The sequence below is a fragment of the Paraburkholderia sp. BCC1886 genome (assembly GCF_900996245.1).
Classification (GTDB): domain Bacteria; phylum Pseudomonadota; class Gammaproteobacteria; order Burkholderiales; family Burkholderiaceae; genus Paraburkholderia.
The window spans coordinates 339,515-357,233 of record NZ_CAAJGK010000074.1; the positions used below are offsets into that span (position 1 = coordinate 339,515).

Sequence of the window (17,719 nt, forward strand, 5' to 3'; positions counted from 1 at the left end):
TGCTTCGGGTCTGCTTCTGTTGTGCTTCGGACATGCGTCCGGACCAAAACGCCCGCCTCGTGTACCGGCGCGCGGCGGCTTATCCGTACCGGCGCCGGCGTCGCATGCCGACCTATACTCGTGCGCCACCGGCTAGCGTTTCTCTTCGCGGAACAGACACATGAAAACCATCGGCGTGATCGGCGGAATGAGTTGGGAATCGTCCACCGAGTACTACCGGCTTCTGAACCGCTATGCGAAGGACCGGCTCGGCGGCCATCACAATGCGCGCAGCCTGTTGCTCACGCTCGACTTCGCGACGATCGAAGCCGCACAGCGCGCCGGCGACTGGCCCGCGCTCGGCGAGCAGATGGCCGACGCCGCGCGGCAACTCGAACGTGGCGGCGCCGATCTCGTTCTGCTCGCGACCAACACGATGCATCGCGTGGCGAGTTCGATCGAGCAGGCCGTGAGCATACCGTTCCTGCACATTGCCGACCCGACGGGTGTTGCGCTTTGCGCGGCGGGCATCGGTCGCGTCGGTCTGCTCGGCACGCGCTATACGATGGAACAGGCTTTCTATGTAGACCGTCTGCGCGAGCGCTATGGGCTCGATGTCCTGATTCCCACCGAAGCCGAACGTCACGACGTGCATCGCATCATTTACAACGAGCTGTGCCATGGCGTGGTGAGCGATGCGTCGCGCGAAGTGTATCGACGGATCATCGACACCCTGGCGGCACGCGGCGCGCAAGCCGTCATTCTCGGTTGTACGGAGATTACCTTGCTGATCAAACCGGACGACTCCGCGCTGCCCGTGTTCGACACCACCGCGCTGCATGCGCAGGCGGCAGTTCAATGGGCGATCGATGCGGCATGACAGCGCTAACGCCGCTGAGGCCGCAGAGGCCGCTCAGGCCGCCAGCCGGTACTCATAACGCGGGCGTTCCCGATCGTCGAGAATCGCATACGCCGCGGCCAGATTGCCGGGCTCGGGATTTAGCCATGCATCGACGTTTTCCGGCTTGATGGGAATGATGCAGCGGTCGTGACCGGCCAGCGCGATTTCGGGCGGCGGGTCGTCGGTAATAACCGCAAACGACAGCAGGTCCGCTTCGCCCTTGCTCGTCCAGTGCGACCAGAGACAGGCGACCAGCATGTCCTGCGGCGGGTCCGGCCGGAATTCGAGCACGACGTTCTCGTCCTGCTCTCCTGCCGCGAGTTCGCGGCCTTCCAGCCTCGCGCGCGAGACGTTTTCGTAGAACGCGCTCACGATCATGACTCCGTGCAAGTAACCGAACAGCGGCTTCCAGAATCCTTCGAGGTTGTCGCGCCGCGCGTTGTACGTGCCGGGGAATTTGACATCGTAAAACGCGGGCTTTCCGGCGGGACGGCATTGATAGCGCATCGGCCGGATCACGCGCCAGCCGTTTTCCATGACCATCACCGGCGCGTAATGACCGGGGAAAATGCGTGAGTCGCGAAGCTGCGGCTCGGTTCGCTTCAAATCGTCCAGACGGCCAAGCGTCCACGCGATCTTGTCCGTCGCAATCCGCCGGCTTTCGGTGGCCGCCTTCGTGACTCGCGTTTGCAGCGTGCGCTCGGCATCCGCGAGACGGGTGCGCTGCCTGAACAGGTCTTGCTCCAGTTGCGCCGTCTGCTGTGTATCGAAGCTCGCGATGAGCGCCGCGATGTCGCGCTCGGCATCGGATTGCGGCGCGCGAAACGCGTCTTCCATGCCCTTTGGAATTTTCGCCTTGCTGCCCTCGGCGCGTTCGAAGAAAAGTCGCGCGAATTCCTCGATGCTCATCTGCGCGCCGAACATCCTGACGTATTGCCGAAAGTCCGCCTGAATCTGAGCCGAATAGCACATGGACGCCTCCGTTCGCTGGTCCGATGATACCGACAACCCGCATCCGGCTAGAAAAAGTCCCGGCTTACCGAGTGCAGGCCGCCCAGCAGATGAGACATATCGACCAGGAAGTGCGCCACGAGGTGGCGCACTTCCCCTTGCGACTGCCACGTCCCGTACACGGCGAGCAGGCTCGAGCCGAGCGCTTCCTTGCGCTGCTTTTCCAGCAGACCCGGCCACACGATCACGTTGACGTTACCCGTCTCGTCTTCGAGCGTGACGAACATCACGCCCTTGGCGGTTCCGGGACGCTGGCGCACGGTCACGAGCCCGCAGCCTCGCGCGAGCCGTCCGTCGCGATACGTGCGCAGCGTCGAGGCCGGCATCAGGCGGTTCGCCTGCAATTGCGGCCTGAGCAACGCCAGCGGATGCCGGCCGAGCGTCAACCCGAACGAGCGGTAATCGGCGACCAGGTCGTTGGCTTCGGTCGGCGCGCCCAGCTCCGGCGTCTCGTCGTCGATCGCGGCGGCGCACAGCATGTCCTTGTCCGGCACGGCCGCGACCGATTGCCAGAGCGCCTCGCGGCGATTGCCCGCGAGCGACGCCAGCGCATTGGCGTCGGCGAGAACGTGCAGGTCTTTGCGGTCCAGTTGCGCGCGCCGCGCGAGGTCGTTGACGGTCGTGAAGGGACGAACCGCGCGCGCGTTTTCAATCCGCTCCGCTGCACCGTCTTTCATGCCGCGCAGCAACGAAAGACCGAGCCGCACCGCGGGTTGCGCCGCGCCTTCGCCATATTCGAGCGACGAGTCCCAACCGCTGACGGTCACGTCGACCGGCAGCACCTCGACGCCGTGCCGGTGCGCATCCTGAACCAGTTGCGACGGCGAATAGAAACCCATTGGCTGACTGTTCAGCATCGCGGCCAGAAACGCCTCCGGCTCATGACATTTGAGCCAGCTGCTCGCGTAGACCAGCAGCGCGAAACTGGCCGCGTGACTCTCGGGAAAACCGTACTCGCCGAAGCCTTTGATCTGCTCGAAAATCGCCTCCGCGAACGCGAGTTGATAGCCGCGCTGCTGCATGCCGAGCACGATGCGGTCGTAGTATTTTTCCAGACCGCCTTTGCGTTTCCAGGCCGCCATCGCGCGGCGTAACTGGTCCGCTTCGCCGGCGGTAAAACCCGCTGCCAGAATCGCGACCTGCATCACCTGCTCCTGGAAAATCGGCACGCCGAGCGTTCGACCCAAGGCGGTTTCGAGTGCGGGGCTCGGGTAGCTGACCGGCTCGAAGCCCTGGCGACGCTGCAAATACGGATGCACCGCGCCGCCCTGGATCGGCCCCGGCCGCACGATGGCGACTTCGATCACGAGGTCGTAGAACCTGCGCGGCTTCATGCGCGGCAGCATGCTCATCTGCGCGCGCGATTCGATCTGGAACACGCCGACCGTGTCGGCCGCCGAAATCATGTCGTAGGTCGCCTCGTCCTCGGCCGGAATGTCCTGCATCTCGAAACGCTCGCCGCGCTTTTCCGACACGAGATCGAGCGCGCGCCGGATCGCCGACAGCATGCCGAGCGCGAGCACGTCGATCTTGAGCAATCCAAGCGATTCCAGATCGTCCTTGTCCCACTCGATGACCGAGCGATCCACCATTGCGGCATTCTCGACCGGCACGAGCCGCGTGAGCTTGCCGCGACTAATGACGAAGCCGCCCGAGTGTTGCGACAGATGACGCGGAAAATTCAGCAACTGCGACGCGAGCCGGGCCCACGCCTGAATCAGCGGCTTGTCCGGATCGAGGCCCGACTCCGTGAAGCGCTTGAGCAGGTCCTGACTCGTATCGAACCAGTGATGCGACTTCGCCACCGCGTCCACGATCTGCGGATCGACACCGAGCGCCTTGCCCGTCTCGCGCAACGCGCCGCGCGGCCGGTAAGTGGAGACCGCTGCCGCAATCGCCGCGCGATCGCGCCCGTACTTGCCGTAGATGTACTGGATGACTTCTTCGCGCCGCTGATGCTCGAAATCGACGTCGATATCGGGCGGCTCGCCGCGCTCCTTCGAGATGAACCGCTCGAACAGCATGTTGCCGCGCGCCGGATCGACCTCGGTCACGCCGAGGCAATAGCAGACCGCGCTATTCGCCGCCGAGCCGCGTCCCTGACACAGAATGTGCTGGCTGCGCGCGAAACGCACGATGTCGTACACGGTCAGAAAATATGGCTCGTATTCGAGCTCGGCGATCAGTTCCAGTTCGTGTTCGAGCTGCTCCTGAACCTTGTGCGGGATGCCCGCTGGAAAGCGCCGCTGCGCGCCGATGTAAGTCTCCTGGCGAAGATACGCGGTCGGCGTGATGCCGAACGGCACCAGTTCGTCGGGATACTCGTAGCGCAACTCGTCCAGCGAGAACGTGCAGCGGCTGGCAATGTCGAGCGTCGCGGCGAGCGCGTCGTCCGGATAGAGATTGGCGAGCCGCAATCGGGAACGCAGATGCTGTTCGGCATTCGGCGCGAGCTCGTAGCCGCATTCGTGCACGGGCTTGCGCACGCGGATCGCCGTCATCGTGTCCTGCAACGGCTTGCGCGAGCGCACGTGCATGACGACATGACCCAGCGCCACGACCGGCACGTCCCGATTGCGGGCGACGAACTCGACCGCGCCGCGATGGATGTCGTCCATCGCGCGCTGATGCAGCACCAGCCCTACCCAGGCGCGACCGGTGAATGTCTCGTCGAGCCATTCGAGGTGCGCGTCCAGCACGTCCTCTTTCGCCGGGAAGTCGGGCACGAGGATCGCCAGACAATCCGGCATGCCGAGCAGATGCCGGTTCTCCTTGTCCGGCCGCGAGAGATCGTGGGGCGAAAGCCGGTACTCGCCCTTCGGCGCGCGGGTGCGCGCCAGCGTGATCAGTTCGGACAGGTTGCCGTATCCCTCGCGGTTTCTGGCGAGCAGGATCAGTCCGAAAGCCGGCGACCCGTCGGCGTGGGTCAGGCGGAAATAGGAACCGACGATAAACGGCAGCTTCGACTCCTTCGCCGCGACGTGGGCCCGCACGACGCCGGCGAGCGAGCATTCGTCGGTCATCGCCAGCGCGGCATAGCCGAGTTGCGCCGCGCGCTGCGCCAGTTCTTCCGCATGCGACGCGCCATGCAGAAACGTGAAATTGGAAAAGCAGAACAGTTCCGCGTAATCCGGCAGCGTGGAGAAAGTGGCATCCATGGCGGGTTATCCGGCGCGCTAACCGAACAGGCCGTGGAGAAACCACCGCTGGTCGTCTTCGGCGTCGCGGCTGCTGACGCGCTCGCGATAGATCCAGAAACAGCTTTGGTCCACACCTTGCGCGACGAAGTAATCGCGCGTCATCAGTTCGCCGTCGAACCAGCCGGACTCGATGCGTTCGCCCGGCGACACCATGCGAAGCGGCGAGCCATAGAACGGGCGATGCTGGCGCATCAGCAGGCGCACCGGTTTTTCCAGCAGCCAGGTGGGCCGCGGAAGTCCGTGCGGCAGCGCCGTGCCTTTCGACGCGCTCGCCACCGGCACCCAGCGGTTCGCGATTTCCGGCCGGTAATCGGCGGTCGGCGCGGGCCGCAGCACGTTGTCCTCGCCTAGCCGCGCGACCAGCAGTTCGACCAGCCGGGCGTGATCCTCGGCCGTGCCGCCCGGCTCGGGAAACAGCGTGTCGGACTCGGGAATGGCCGGCTGAACCGTGGCGGCGACGAGCCGCAGCGCGATGATCGGCGCACTCAGTTCCTCGATGCGACCGAGCCGCTCCTTGATCAGACGCACCAGGTGTTCTTCCCGCCAGGTCGGCTCGCCGAGCGCGATCGAGATCGAGGTGGGCTCGATCGCGTGCCTGCCGCGCTCGTGCTCCAGAAACAGCGTCGCGCCCGTCAGCGCCAGTTGTTTCGCGCACAGCCAGCCGCAAAGCTGCACGATCAGCCGATGCGCACCGAACAGCGCCGCCTCCGCGTGTTCGATGCGATCCGGCATTTCGATCCGCGCGGCAAAGGTCGGCGGCAATTCCAGCCAGTCGAACAACTCGGGCGCCGTGCCGAATGCGCGATCGAGCGAATCGAGCAGATGCTCGCCGCAACGACGCTGCAAGCCCGCGCGCGGCAGCCTGCGGACATCGGCGATCGATCCGCAGCCGAGTCCCGTGAACCAGTCTGCGAACGGTCTTATTTCCGGGACAGATAGCAACGACAAGGCGGACAGTTGCCGGTCGAGCGAGTCGAGTTTCAACACCCGCCGGTTGCGGTGTTTGGCGAGCAGCCACGCGCCCTGCCCGGTGGGCGCCGCGCTGATGCGCGCGGTGAAGCCCAACGCCGCCAGAATGGCTTTCGCCTGCCGGCAGATCGCAAGCAGCCCGCCGAACAGACGCAGGCTCGCGCCGATGTCGGCCACCACGACGGCTTCGTCGAGCACGGCCACGTCGGGCGAGAACTGCATGAGCGCCACCGCGACTTCGCGTTGCGCGGCGTGTTCGCGAGCCGGGTCGCGTTCGTGCATGTCGACCTCCGGCGCGAGCGTCAGCACGCCGCCGCGTTTCATGCCGGGGCGGATACCCGCCGACCTTGCGACGCCGTCCGCAATCAGCACCTTGTCGCGCTCGAGCACCACGCTGCCGTGCTCGGGCTCAGGCAGCCACCTTGGCCGGAAGACCTCGAGTTGCAACCGGGGCAAGTGGACGGCGAGAAATACGCGCATGGTGCGAAAACAGGACAGGTGTGGGTTGGAGGGGAATCGACAGAGGTTCTGCGCGTGCTGGACCTCGTCGCTTGGTTATATCGACCGTGAGGCCGTCTTTGTCGGGTCTTAACGCGAGGCGCAGGACGGCGGGTGAAGCGTCTTGCGCGGCGGCCAGCGGGCGAACCATGAAGAAAAGCGTTTCCGCCGATTGAGCTGCCAGGTGAAGCCGGCGCAGCGACGACGTCTGGACGTGCTGGGACCAGAAAAGCAGCGCGCCGCAACTGCCGGCACGCAGGATCTGCTCGGCGGACCACAGGGCGTCGGCTGTTTTCGACGCGCGGATTTGCAGCAGTTGTTCCGGGGCGAGGCCGATGTATTCGAGGCCCAGTCCGTTGGGCGTGTGCGGCGGCTGAACCAGCGCGACGGGGCGTTTGCCCAGCGTGCTGAGGGCGGGCCGCAGCAGGCGCAATTCGCCGACGCCGGCTTGCTGGACCAGCAGGTCGATCAGCGCGCCGATGGGCCAGCCGCCGCCCGGAAGCTGTTCCGATAACGCGGGATAGCCGGTTTCGACGACGCGGCCACGGCCGCGCGCAAGCTGGGACGCCCGCCACAGGGACGGGTGAATGGCTTCCGGTATAGTGCTGGCGGCGGCGGGCATGAGGTGTAGGAAAAGACTGTATGGATATACAGTATCCTACACGGAAAGTTGCTACGGGGAACTGGCACTTTTTTGAGGAGACTTCACCCGGCGCTGCCATGGCGTTCGCCAGGTTTTAATCCACGCATCGCCGTTCACGACCACGAGCCCGACGCAGACCAGCACCGCGCCCGCCACGAAAGCGGCGCTCAGCCGCTCGTTCAGCAGCACCACACCCCACACCACGCCGAACAGCGGCGTCATGAACGACAGCACGCCGAGCCGCGCGGCCAGATAGCGGCGCAACATCGCGAACCAGACCAGGAAACTCACGAAACAGACGAATACGGTCTGGAAGACGAGGCTCGTCCACAGCGCCGGCGACCCGTGAAAGTGCGTCTTGCCGAGCAGCACGGTAGCCGCCAGCAGAATCACGAACGCGCCGGCGAGCTGATAAAACAGCGTCTGCGTGGCGGGCGCTTCGCTCAGGCGGCTGGTTCGCACCGCGACGGTCGTCATGCCCCACATCGTCCCGGCGCACAGGCCGAGCAGATCGCCCCACATCCACGCGGGAAGTCGCGCGGAATGCGAATCCAGCAACGCGGGTCCGAGAAACGCCAGCACGATGCCGAGGAACGCGAGTCCCATCCCGCTCCATTGCAACCGGCTCAGGCGTTCGTCGGGTAATCGCAGATGGAGGCCGAGCGCCGCGAAAAGCGGCGCCGTATAGAGGAATACGACCATGTGCGACGCGCTGGTCCAGTTCAGGCCTTGCGCCACGCACAGATATTCGATGGCAAAGAGCACGCCGACCGCGGCGCCCGGCATCAGCATGCCGCGCTTGAGCCAGTGCTCGCGCACGATAAGGCGCGCATAGAGCAAAACCATCACGGCAGCGGCGCCGGAACGCAGGGCGATCTGGAACACGGGCGCCGCATCGATGGCCGATGCCTTGAGCGCCACCTGCTGCAGGCTCCACGTCATGCAAAGCGCGACCATCGTGAGTGCCGCCCGACCATCGACTGTTTTTCTCATGCTCACCCCGAACTCGACGGCCCACAGTATCGACTGAACCGTTTAGCACGATATAGTGCCAAACTGACATTCGATCGCGCGAGGACGTCAACTGTGCAACGCGGCATACCGTCTCCGACAGCCCATGTGCGGCTGCCGCCTTTCTCCGACCAGCTGCCGGCGCCGGTTTTCTTCCGCACGGAGCACATGCCGGCGCATGCAACCTATCCGGTGTTGCGCCATGCATGGGGAGAATTCGTCTATTCCTACAGCGGCGTCACCGAGGTCAAAGCCGGCAACGCACACTTCATCGCGCCGCCCCATCTCGGCCTGTGGATCGCGCCGGACATCGAACACACGGGCTTCAATCATCAGGAAGCCGTGCATTGCTCGGTTTATATCCGCCGCGATCTGTGCCACGGCATGCCCGAAGAATCGTGCGCGGTGATGGTGACGCCGCTGGTCCGTTCGATCCTCGAGCACTTGCGCGATCTGCGTGAACCGCACGCGCAGACCGATGCGCCGCAACCGCAGCCGCAACCCGCCCGCGCAAGACTGCTGCGTGTGCTGGTCGATCAGCTTTCCACGTGCCGCACGACCGGTAGCTTCGTGCCGCACAGCGACGACGCGGAACTCAACACGATCCTGCAACGGTTGCGCGACGATCCCGCCGATAACCGCACCATCGCCGAACTCGCCGCGCTCGTGAACCTGACCGAACGCACGCTGATTCGCCGTTGCCAGCGCGAACTGGGCATGTCGTTGACCGACTGGCGACAGCGGCTGCGCTTCGTCGCCGCGTTGCCGATGCTTAGGGACGGACGCAGCGTCGAATCGGTCGCGTTCGATCTGGGTTATGCGTCGTCGTCGGCCTTCATCGCCATGTTTCGTCGTTTGACGGGGTCGAGCCCGAAGCGCTTCGTTGCGTGAAGGCAGACAGCAGCTCGACAGCCGCCCTTCCCGCTCGCTCCGTCGCTCGACGAGACGACCCCGCTCAGGCGACCTTCTGCTCCCCGCCGGCCGCCTGCTCGCGCATCCGACGCGCTTCGTCGCGCAGGAACTGCTGGTAATCGTCCAGATCGCCGTCGAAGGGCTCGACGCCGCCCTTGGTGACGAGCCAGAACTCGTCGCACACCGCGCGCAGCAGCGAGCGGTCGTGACTGACCAGCAGCACCGTGCCTTCGAACTCATTGAGCGCCATGCCGAGCGCTTCGCGGGTGGCCAGGTCGAGGTGGTTGGTCGGTTCGTCGAGCAGCAGCAGGTTGGGACGCTGCCACACGATCATGCACAGCACGAGCCGCGCCTTTTCGCCGCCGCTCATCGAGCCGACCGCCTGATGCACCATGTCGCCGCTGAAGTTGAAGGTGCCGAGGAACGTGCGCAGCGACTGTTCGGTGCCGCTCTGGCCGGGGGCACGCTGGTGCGCCGGCGTATCTCTGGCGAGGCGGATCATGTGTTCCATCGGCGTGTCGAGCGGACGCAGCACGTCGAGTTCCTGCTGGGCGAAATAGCCGATGTTCAGACCTTTGCCCTCGCTGATTTCGCCGGCGATGGGCGCCAGTTCGTGCGCCACGGTCTTCACCAGCGTCGACTTGCCCTGCCCGTTCGCCCCGAGAATGCCGATGCGCTGCCCGGCCAGCACGGACCGGTTGATGCCCCGCACGATCACCGTCGGCGGCGTGCCCGGCTGCGCGTCGGCCGGCGGCGGGTAGCCGAAGCTCGTGTCCAGCATCGACAGCAGCGGGTTCGGGACGTTGAGCGGCTCCTTGAACTCGAACGTGAACTCCGCGTCGGCCAGCACCGGGGCGATTTTCTCCATGCGTTCGAGCGCCTTGACCCGGCTCTGCGCCTGCTTCGCCTTCGAGGCCTGGGCCTTGAAACGGTCGATGAATTTCTGCAGATGGGCAATCCTGTCCGCCTGCTTGGCCATCGCGGCCTGCTGCAGCAGCATCTGTTCGGCGCGCATCTCTTCGAACTTGCTGTAGTTGCCGCCGTAGCGCACGAGTTTGGCGTTGTCGACGTGGACCGTCACCTGCGTCACTCCGTCGAGGAATTCGCGATCGTGGCTGATCACGACCAGGGTCCCCTGATAACGCTTGAGCCACGCTTCCAGCCAGACCAGCGCGTCGAGGTCCAGGTGATTGGTCGGCTCGTCGAGCAGCAGCAGGTCGGAGGGGCACATGAGTGCGCGCGCCAGTTGCAGTCGCATGCGCCAGCCGCCGGAGAAGCTGTTGACCGGCTGGGTCAGTTGCGCGGCGCTGAAGCCCAGACCCTGGATCAGCGCCTGCGCGCGGGCGGGGGCGTCGTGTGCACCGGCGTCGTGCAGGGCCATGTACGCGTGCGCCATGCGCATGCCGTCGTCGCTGGCTTCGGCGGCGGCGACTTCCGCCTGCGCGGCCAGCAGCACGGTGTCCCCCTCGATCACGAAATCGGTCGCGCTTTGCTCGGTCTCCGGCATGTCCTGCGCGACCTGGCCCATCTTCCAGGCAGCGGGAATCGAGAACTCGCCGCCGTCTTCGTGCAGCGTGCCGTTGAGAAGGCCGAAAAAGGACGACTTGCCGGCGCCATTGCGGCCGACGAGGCCGATCTTTTCGCCAGGGGTGAAGGTGACGGAAGCGTTGTCGAGGACGACATTGACGCCACGGCGCAGCGTGACATTGCGGACGGAAATCATAGGAAGCTACTTCGAGGAGGACAGGCATGATAGCCGACTGGGCGCGGGGGGCTGTTTCTTTTCTGGCTGCGGGGGTCGCGCGAAGCTCGTCGGGATACGCTTGCGCGCTTTCGTCAGGCCAGGTGCTCATTCCCCACCCATCGCCCTCACCCCCCGAACCGCGGCTCCGCCAACCCCACCACACCCAATCCGCTAACCGCAAACAGCCCACCCTTATCCCGCTCCTTCTGCGGAATGCCCCACATCGGCCGGCCCATCGTCGTCACAAAAAGAATATCCAGATCCGGGCCGCCGAACATCACGCTCGTCAGATTGCGCACCGGAAAAGGCACCACGCGGTCCAGCCTGCCGTCCGGTGCAAATCGCAGAATGCGTCCGCCGAACACCAGCGCCGACCATACGTACCCCTCGGCATCGACGGTCGCGCCATCGAACGTCCCCGCCCTATCCCGTGCCGAAGCAAACACGCGCCGGTTCGCGACGGCGCCCGTCTCGATGTCGTAGTCGTACGCGTACATCTGCCGGTCGTAGGTATCGGTGAAATAGAAGGTCCGGTTGTCCGGGCTCCAGCAGGGACCGTTCGAGCAACTGATGCCGCCATCGAGCCGCGTGACCCGGCCGTCGGTGTCGAGCCGGTACAAAGCGCCGCTGCGGCTCGACCGCTGGCCGCGATCGGCGTCGTAACGGTCGAAGTCGTAAGCCATGGTCCCGGCGATAAACCGTCCGCGCCGGTCCACCTTGCCGTCGTTGAAGCGCGTCTCGCTGTCGTCGCTTTCCGGATCGGCGATGAGCTCGACCGTCTGCGCGTCGAAGTCGTAGAAATGCAGACCGTTGGCGAGCGCGACCACGGCACCGCCCTGCTCCCGCAGCGCCATCGAACCAATGTGACGCGGCACGAAGTAGCGCCGGATATCGCTGCCGTCCGCGCGGCAACTGTTGATCTCGGCGGCCGTGCTGTCGATCCAGTACAAGCGCTGCTCCCTGACATCCCACAGCGGCCCTTCACCCAGATGATTGTTCGCATCGACAATCAGGCGCGTTTCGATCATGGTCGTCTCCGGTTATTCATCCGCTTGCGCAGTCGACGCCATCGCGGCCTTCGCCTCCGCGCGGCGCTGCGCCAGCAAGGCCATCAGCCGCCGGTCGCGCCACCGGCTGCGGTTTTCTATTTCGTCGCGCGGCAAAACCTCGCGACGTTCGGCGTCGAGCCGCGCCACGCTGTCGGGCGCCCAGTCGAACGGCACGCTGTCTTTCGCGAACGATCGGTACATCGCGCCATATCGCGTTGCATAGTCGGGGATGCCGCCGGGTGCATTCAGGTCGATGGTTTCGAACGGACCCATGAACGACCAGCGTAATCCGAGGCCATCGCGCATCACGGTATCCAGATCGGCGGCGCTGGCGTAACCCCTTGCATAGAGGCTGAGCGCTTCGTCGAGCAACACGCCTTGCAGCCGGTTCAACAGAAATCCCGGTATTTCACGCGTGACGGTGACCGGTTGCTGTCCGGCGGCTTCATAGATTGCGCGAGCGCGCTCGATGGTGGCCGGCGCGGTCCACGGCGCGCCGCATAACTCCACGAGCGGCACGAGCGAAGGCGGGTTCACGGGATGCGCCACCAGACATCGCGCGCGGCCGGCCAGTTCCTCCGTGAAGGTCGAGGCGGGCAAGCCCGACGTCGAACTCGCGAGCAGCGTGTCGGCACGCGTGAGCGCGTCCAGTTCGGCGAACAACGTGCGCTTCACCTCCACGATTTCCGCGATGTTCTCCTGCACCAGATCGACGTCCCGCACCGCATCGCCGAGTTTCCCGCAGGCGCTCAAACGGGCGACGATCTGCTCGACCGGTTCTTCGATCAGGCCATATTCCCGCAGATCCAGCAGGCTCTCGCGTATCGACGGAATCGCGCCATCGAGCATCGCGTTGTCCGCATCGTGCAGACGCACGTCGAACCCCGCGCGCGCAAACACGATGGCCCACGCGCGTCCGATGCGCCCCGCTCCCACCACCGCCACACGGTTGCTGCCCATAGTCGGCTCCCTTGAGTTCTCAGGCTTTCTTGTCGCGCAACGTGATCACGGCTGCGAGGACCACGAGTCCGTTGATGATGTCGCGCACGGCTGGCGGCACGGTCGTTCCCGCCAGCAACGTGCCGAGCGCGGTCAGCAGCAGGGCGCCGCCGAACACGCCGAGATAATGGCCGCGCCCGCCGGTGATCAGGGCGCCGCCCACCACCACGACCGCAATCGACGGCAACAGATACGGGTCGCCCATGCCGAGAAATGCCTGACTGCTGAAACCGGCGAGCAACAGCCCGACCGCAGCGGAGCACAAGCCCGACAGGCAATACACGGCCACCAGCGTCGCGCCCACTCGCACGCCCGAGAGTCTCGCGGCAACCGGCGAATTGCCGACCGCATAAACGCGCCGTCCGAATGCCGTGCGATGCAGGAGCAACAGCGCAACCGCGAGGAACAACGGCACGCACCAGGCGGCCAGCGACAACGGCCCGAAGCGGCCGTTGGTGAAGTTGCTGATGGCCGACGGCGCCCAGCCTTGCGGCGAGCCGTTGCAATAGATCAGCGTGATGCCCTGCAGCAGGCCGTTGGCGGCAAGCGTCACGACGATCGGCGGCAAGCCGAGCACCACCACGCCCACACCGTTGAAAATGCCCACGAGCAGGCCCGCGCCCAGCACGAGCGGAACGGCCCAGACGGCGGCTTCGTTCAGACCGTGCGTGAGACCCGTGAGCAACACGCCCGACAACGTGATGAGCCACGGCACGGAAAGATCGAGTCCGCCGGTGAGAATCACCGCGCCCTGGCCGAGGCCCAGGATGGCGAGGAACAGCGTGAGCGTCAGCAGGCTCGTATAGAAATTGGCGCTCACCAGCACGCCCGGCCCGTACACCACACCGGTAATCGCAATGACCGCGAAAAAGAGCAGGTAGGCGGGCACCACGTACTTGACCCATTCGCGATTGCGCTCTATCCAGTCCGATACGGCGCGGCCCTTGAGTTCGGTGTTCTCCAGCGGCCGGAAATCTTCGACTTCGAAGTTCACGCGCCGCGCGTGCGGATCGTCCGTGGCGCGTGTCCCGGTGCGCCATGCGCTCAACCATCGGCTGGCAGTCTGCGCGCAGCGATGCACCGCGGACTGCTTGCCGATCGACGATCCCAGCACGGCCAGAATCAGGATCACCGCTTCGGCAATGGTCGTGAAAAACGCGGACACGTTCAGCACGAGCAGGATATTCACGGTGATCATCAGCGTCATGGCCGCGAACACCGTGCCCACGCAACCGCCCCGCCCGCCGCCCAGCCAGGTTCCGCCGAGCACGACCGCGGTGAACATGGACAGCAGTAACGGCCGGCCGACGAGCGGATCGGCGGAACCCGTCTGCGCCGACACGTACAGCCCCGCCGCCGCGTAGAACATGCCGGCGAGCGCATACGTGGCGATCCGGTAGCCACGCACCGGCATCCCGTTCGAGTACGCACCATCGGGGTCGCTGCCCAGCGCGTAGAGACCGACGCCGAAACGCGTGCGCTTCACGAAAGTCCACACCAGCAGCGCGACGACCAGCACGGCGGCCGACATGGGCACCTTGTCCTGAATCAGGTCCGCCGTGATGAAGCCGCCGAACTGCTCGCCGATACTGCCGCCCGGTTTGTTCTGGATCAGCAGCGTAAGGCCCTGGACCATGAACATGGTCGCCAGCGTGACGACGATGGACTGCAGCCGGAACCACGCGATCAGCGCCCCGTTGATCAGACCGATAGCGCCGCCTATCGCCAGAATCAGCGCAACGCCGCCCCATTGCTGAACGGGCGTGCCTTGCACGAAGTGCACGGCCAGCACGTTCGCAAGCGACACCACCGCGGACGCCGACAGGTCGAAACCGCCGCTCAGAACCACGATGGTCTGCCCGATCGCCGCCAGCGCCAGCGTCGCGCTGCTCGAGATCACCGAGCCGACGTCGTACAGGCCCACCGGCGTGGCCGACAACGATACCCACGCGATCAGCATCGCGACGAGCGCGCCGATGGCGATGATCAGTCCACGATAATGATCGACGCGCGCCCGCACACCGAGGTGCGCACCCGGCCGCACGATGTCTTTGTCGTGTGACGCCATTGCAATTTTCATGATCGACCTCTGGTTCCTGATCCGGCTCGCGATGCTTCAGCTCGCCAGCATCTTTCGCATCACGTTTTCTTCGGTGAGCGCATCGCCATCCAGTTCGGCGACATTGCGCCCGCGATACACCACCGTCACGCGGTCGCATACGTTGACCAGTTCGGGGACGTCCGTGGAATAGAACAGCACGGCGCCGCCGGCCGCGGCGAACGCGCGCATCAGCACGAAAATCTGATGCTTGGTGCCGACATCGATACCGCGCGTCGGATCGAACATCAGCCACACGCGGCTTTGCGTGAGCAACCATTTCGCCATCGCGATCTTCTGCTGGTTGCCGCCCGAGAACGACAGGCAAGGTTTGTATTCGGCGCGCGGATTCACTTCCATCTGCGCGAGCACGCGTTGGATGGCAGACCGTTCGCGCTTGCGATCGATCAGCCCGAAACGGGTGAAGCGCCTGATGACTGGCAACGACACGTTCTCGCCTCCGGGCAGTCGCAGGAACAGACCTTCGGTCTTGCGGTCTTCCGGCAGAAAGCTGGTGGAGATGCCTGCTTTCAGCGAATCCGCCGTCGAGGTCAGCGTGACCGGCTTTCCTTCGACGAGAATCTGGCCCGCATCGATAAACGCCGCGCCGAACAGGGCCTCGAAAATCTCGCGCTGTCCCATGCCTTGCAGCGCTGCGATGCCATGCACTTCGCCGGCTTTCAAGGTCAGGTCGAAGTCGTTCACCACGCCGTCCATCCGGATGCCGCGCGCTTGCATCGCGGGCGTCGCCAGCACGGCGGGAGACGCGAGCTTTACCGGATACTTCGCTTCCATCGAGCGTCCGATGACGAGACGAATGACTTCGTCGTCGGAGATGGCGGCGGTGTCGAATGCGCCCACATCGCGGCCATTCCGGTAGACCGTCAGGCTGTCGCAGAACTCACGCACTTCCTGCATGCGATGCGTGATGAACACGAAGGTCACGCCGCGCGCCTTCATCTCTTCGATACGGCGCGCGAGCCAGGACACGTCACGGCCCGACAGCGCCGAGGTCGGCTCGTCGAGCAGCAGCACGTCCGGCTTGCGCACGAGTGCCTTGGCGATCTCGATCTTCTGACGCACGGGCAACGCGAGGTCGCGGATATAGGCGCCGGGACGCACATCGCCCAGTTCGAGCCGATCGAGCCACTCCGCCGCTTGCCGCTGGGCTTCGCGCTGACGGATGCGGCCGAACCATCCGGTCGGCTCGTACGACATCAGCAGGTTCTGCGCGACCGTCAGGTCGCGCACCAGCGTCATCTCCTGGAATGCGGTCTGCACGCCGGCCCGATGCGCGTCCCGCGGACCACGCAGGGTCACGCTGCGACCGAGGATCGAGATGCTGCCCTCGTCCGGCTGCATCAAACCCGAGAGCAGCTTGACCGTCGTCGACTTGCCCGCGCCGTTCTCGCCGAGCAGCGCGTGAACGGCGCCGCGTCTGACGCGAAACGACGCGTCGGCGAGCGCGACCGTTGCGCCGAAGCGCTTGGTCACGTTCGACAGATCGATCGCCAGGCTGCCGTCTGCCGCCAGTGAATGACTCTGCATGGAAATGCTCCTTAGTCCGGCTTGCCGGTCAGCGCCGCATTGAAGCCGACCTCGCTCGTTTCGCTCGAGTAGATGTCGGCGAACCAGCCCGGCGGCACCTTGTCCGGCGTGAATGCCGTGCACCCGGCTTTCAGCTCGTCGATAGCGCCCGTCTTGCAGAGTTTCGATTCCGCGGTCAGAACCAGCGGCAGCTTGAGCGTGACGTGCGGCGGAAATTCCTTGCCTTCGAGTTTGCCGACCGCCATCTTCAGCGCCAGTGCGCCCGAGTACGGCGGCGAGCCGTACGAGATGGACCGGTAGCCGATCGAGCGATACGAACCCTCGCCCTTTACCGTGCCCGGCGGCAACATCTGCACGCGGTGGCCGTTGGACGATTCACCCGCGCAGGGTTTGACCTTGTCGTCGGCAATGCCGGCTTCCAGCTGCATCGAGGCAGCCGTGAAGCAGCCCACCTGCATCCACAAGCCGTCGATCCTGTCCCAGCTATTCGTCGCGAGAATCTTCGACAACTCGGTCTTCGCGGTCGCCTGGCTCCACATGCCCGTGCCTTCGGCCACGATCCTGATACCCGGGTATTTAGCGAACACCGCCTTCGCCGCTTCCGTGCGCGCGCGATCCACCGAGGTGCCCGGCACGCCGTTGATCAGCACGATATTGCCCTTGCCGTTGATCGTCTTCGCGAGCCACTCGGCGGTCACCGTGCCGGCCTGCTTCTGGTCGATGGTCACGTTGTGCGCGCACGGCTCGGTGACTTCGCCGTCGTACGCGGCCACGATCACGCCCTTCGAACAGGCATTCCTGATCGCGCGGTTCAACGCGGTCGGCGAGATGGGATAGATCACGATCGCCTTCGCGCCCGCCTGCACCATGGAATTGATCTGCTGGATCTGCTTTTGCGCGTCGGTGCCGGCGACCTGGACTTCGAGATCGACCTTGTCTTTCAGGCCCGGTGTCGCGGCCATGGCCTTGACCATGTTGGCGGCTTCGGTCTGCCAGTCGTTGCCGACATAGCTCATCGACAGAAATACCTTGTATTTCTCCGCGGCGGATGCCTGATGCGAGACCGTCAGCGTCGCCAGCAACGCGGCCCCGAGCGCGAACCTTGCCGCCCGACGGATGGTGTTCGTCAGCGTTTTCATGTCTTCCTCCAACCCAAT

The 17,719-nt window shown here is 65.1% G+C and carries 13 protein-coding genes; 2 read left to right on the plus strand and 11 right to left on the minus strand.

Annotated elements, in window-relative coordinates; genetic code table 11:
* Window positions 1–160: 160 nt before the first annotated feature.
* Window positions 161–859 (plus strand): aspartate/glutamate racemase family protein, encoded by a 699-nt coding sequence (locus tag FQ746_RS26050; protein WP_144112655.1) that lies wholly within the window; start codon window positions 161–163, stop codon window positions 857–859.
* 33 nt (window positions 860–892) lie between these two features.
* Here the strand turns inward: FQ746_RS26050 and FQ746_RS26055 are convergent, their stop codons facing one another.
* From FQ746_RS26055 to FQ746_RS26075, 5 genes are read right to left on the minus strand one after another with little or no spacing between them, the layout of a single operon-like run.
* Window positions 893–1,852: an SOS response-associated peptidase family protein gene (locus FQ746_RS26055; RefSeq protein WP_144112656.1), complete on the minus strand. Its 960-nt coding sequence runs from the start codon at window positions 1,850–1,852 to the stop codon at window positions 893–895.
* 47 nt (window positions 1,853–1,899) lie between these two features.
* On the minus strand, window positions 1,900–5,049 hold the full coding sequence (locus FQ746_RS26060; RefSeq protein WP_144112657.1) for an error-prone DNA polymerase: 3,150 nt from the start codon (window positions 5,047–5,049) through the stop codon (window positions 1,900–1,902).
* Window positions 5,050–5,067: 18 nt separating this feature from the next.
* Window positions 5,068–6,540 (minus strand): Y-family DNA polymerase, encoded by a 1,473-nt coding sequence (locus FQ746_RS26065; RefSeq protein ID WP_186310837.1) that lies wholly within the window; start codon window positions 6,538–6,540, stop codon window positions 5,068–5,070.
* The gene (gene imuA / locus FQ746_RS26070; protein WP_144112659.1) at window positions 6,470–7,180 is read right to left on the minus strand and encodes a translesion DNA synthesis-associated protein ImuA; all 711 of its coding nucleotides are present in this window, start codon (window positions 7,178–7,180) and stop codon (window positions 6,470–6,472) included. The genes FQ746_RS26065 and imuA overlap by 71 nt, the downstream gene beginning before the upstream one ends.
* Before the next feature lie 51 nt (window positions 7,181–7,231).
* On the minus strand, window positions 7,232–8,194 hold the full coding sequence (locus FQ746_RS26075; protein WP_144112660.1) for a DMT family transporter: 963 nt from the start codon (window positions 8,192–8,194) through the stop codon (window positions 7,232–7,234).
* A 186-nt stretch (window positions 8,195–8,380) separates the two neighbouring features.
* Between FQ746_RS26075 and FQ746_RS26080 the strand changes: the two genes are divergently transcribed.
* Window positions 8,381–9,103: an AraC family transcriptional regulator gene (locus FQ746_RS26080; RefSeq protein ID WP_186310838.1), complete on the plus strand. Its 723-nt coding sequence runs from the start codon at window positions 8,381–8,383 to the stop codon at window positions 9,101–9,103.
* 64 nt (window positions 9,104–9,167) lie between these two features.
* Here FQ746_RS26080 and FQ746_RS26085 read toward each other — a convergent pair whose 3' ends face one another.
* The 6 genes from FQ746_RS26085 to FQ746_RS26110 form a co-directional block, all read right to left on the minus strand.
* The gene (locus tag FQ746_RS26085; RefSeq protein ID WP_144112662.1) at window positions 9,168–10,847 is read right to left on the minus strand and encodes an ABC-F family ATP-binding cassette domain-containing protein; all 1,680 of its coding nucleotides are present in this window, start codon (window positions 10,845–10,847) and stop codon (window positions 9,168–9,170) included.
* Between the two features lie 146 nt (window positions 10,848–10,993).
* Window positions 10,994–11,896, minus strand: a complete 903-nt coding sequence (locus FQ746_RS26090; protein ID WP_144112663.1) for an SMP-30/gluconolactonase/LRE family protein — start codon at window positions 11,894–11,896, stop codon at window positions 10,994–10,996.
* 12 nt (window positions 11,897–11,908) lie between these two features.
* Window positions 11,909–12,877 (minus strand): 3-hydroxyacyl-CoA dehydrogenase, encoded by a 969-nt coding sequence (locus tag FQ746_RS26095; RefSeq protein ID WP_144112664.1) that lies wholly within the window; start codon window positions 12,875–12,877, stop codon window positions 11,909–11,911.
* Between the two features lie 19 nt (window positions 12,878–12,896).
* Complete coding sequence (locus tag FQ746_RS26100) at window positions 12,897–14,996, minus strand: ABC transporter permease subunit (protein ID WP_144112665.1); 2,100 nt, start codon at window positions 14,994–14,996, stop codon at window positions 12,897–12,899.
* 36 nt (window positions 14,997–15,032) lie between these two features.
* Window positions 15,033–16,562, minus strand: a complete 1,530-nt coding sequence (locus FQ746_RS26105; RefSeq protein ID WP_144112666.1) for a sugar ABC transporter ATP-binding protein — start codon at window positions 16,560–16,562, stop codon at window positions 15,033–15,035.
* 11 nt (window positions 16,563–16,573) lie between these two features.
* Window positions 16,574–17,701, minus strand: a complete 1,128-nt coding sequence (locus tag FQ746_RS26110) for a sugar ABC transporter substrate-binding protein (RefSeq protein ID WP_144112667.1) — start codon at window positions 17,699–17,701, stop codon at window positions 16,574–16,576.
* Between the last annotated feature and the right edge of the window lie 18 nt (window positions 17,702–17,719).

Bases quoted from the DNA above. Each gene is read 5' to 3' on its own strand.
- FQ746_RS26110 (WP_144112667.1), bottom strand. From the start codon at position 17,701: ATGAAAACGCTGACGAACACCATCCGTCGGGCGGCAAGGTTCGCGCTC.
- FQ746_RS26095 (WP_144112664.1), bottom strand. From the start codon at position 12,877: ATGGGCAGCAACCGTGTGGCGGTGGTGGGAGCGGGGCGCATCGGACGC.
- FQ746_RS26060 (WP_144112657.1), bottom strand. From the start codon at position 5,049: ATGGATGCCACTTTCTCCACGCTGCCGGATTACGCGGAACTGTTCTGC.
- FQ746_RS26085 (WP_144112662.1), bottom strand. From the start codon at position 10,847: ATGATTTCCGTCCGCAATGTCACGCTGCGCCGTGGCGTCAATGTCGTC.
- FQ746_RS26075 (WP_144112660.1), bottom strand. From the start codon at position 8,194: ATGAGAAAAACAGTCGATGGTCGGGCGGCACTCACGATGGTCGCGCTT.
- FQ746_RS26105 (WP_144112666.1), bottom strand. From the start codon at position 16,562: ATGCAGAGTCATTCACTGGCGGCAGACGGCAGCCTGGCGATCGATCTG.
- FQ746_RS26065 (WP_186310837.1), bottom strand. From the start codon at position 6,540: ATGCGCGTATTTCTCGCCGTCCACTTGCCCCGGTTGCAACTCGAGGTC.
- FQ746_RS26055 (WP_144112656.1), bottom strand. From the start codon at position 1,852: ATGTGCTATTCGGCTCAGATTCAGGCGGACTTTCGGCAATACGTCAGG.
- FQ746_RS26090 (WP_144112663.1), bottom strand. From the start codon at position 11,896: ATGATCGAAACGCGCCTGATTGTCGATGCGAACAATCATCTGGGTGAA.
- FQ746_RS26080 (WP_186310838.1), top strand. From the start codon at position 8,381: ATGCCGGCGCATGCAACCTATCCGGTGTTGCGCCATGCATGGGGAGAA.
- FQ746_RS26100 (WP_144112665.1), bottom strand. From the start codon at position 14,996: ATGAAAATTGCAATGGCGTCACACGACAAAGACATCGTGCGGCCGGGT.
- FQ746_RS26050 (WP_144112655.1), top strand. From the start codon at position 161: ATGAAAACCATCGGCGTGATCGGCGGAATGAGTTGGGAATCGTCCACC.
- imuA (WP_144112659.1), bottom strand. From the start codon at position 7,180: ATGCCCGCCGCCGCCAGCACTATACCGGAAGCCATTCACCCGTCCCTG.